The 714-nt window shown below is 56.4% G+C and carries 1 pseudogene; it reads right to left on the reverse strand.

The window, feature by feature from the left end:
• A pseudogene (locus ACJ9N4_RS20865) lies at positions 1 to 714 on the reverse strand (phage tail tape measure protein); the annotation flags it as partial.

Here is a 714-nt window from a genome sequence, read left to right on the forward strand (position 1 = left end):
CCACCGGCATTCATCCAGCCCTGGCGAAGCTGAGCTTCTTCATTCTGGCGTTGCGCAGCACGACTACTCATTGCCCCGCCATCCTTCAGCGCACGGGTTTTCTCGCCGATCTGTGTAACATATTTCTGGGATGTATCCTGCAGGCGGTTTAGTCGTTCCTGGGCTACGATCTGATCGCCGAGTTTTGCATTCATCTCCGCGCGGGAAAGCACCTCGCTCTTGCTGGCCAGCAGGGATTTTTCCTCAGCAGAGAGCGTCCGGGTCTTCGCCGCGGCTTCCAGCACGACAAAGCGGGACTGCTGACGCCACAGCTCCTGACGCTGCTGACTGATAGTGTCATTTATACCCTTATGCTCCTGCAAAGTACGTAACTGCGCCTCCAGCTCCATCGTCTGGGCGCTGGCGGTGTCTGTTGCACGAGCACCGGCAGGTGTTCTGACTGCGGGAGTTTTCTTCGGCTTTTTAAGGGTGTCTTCGTACTCTTTTTTCGCAGCAGCAAGGTTGATGTTGTAGTCAGCCTGGAGGATCCGACCAGCTTTCAGCGCCTTGTTGAGTTCGTTCTGCCTGGCCGTATATTTTTCCAGAGCAGTCTGGCTTTTTGCATAGTTCGCCTGCGCCTGCGCGGCATACTTCTGACGATCGGATTCCGCTGCCGCCTCACGGGAGGCATTTTCTTCGTTCGCTTTGGCAACTCCCGCCTGCTGCTGTGCCATG

The sequence above is a fragment of the Enterobacter sp. LM3 genome (genome assembly GCF_046622475.1).
Classification (GTDB): Bacteria; Pseudomonadota; Gammaproteobacteria; order Enterobacterales; family Enterobacteriaceae; genus Enterobacter; species Enterobacter cloacae_P.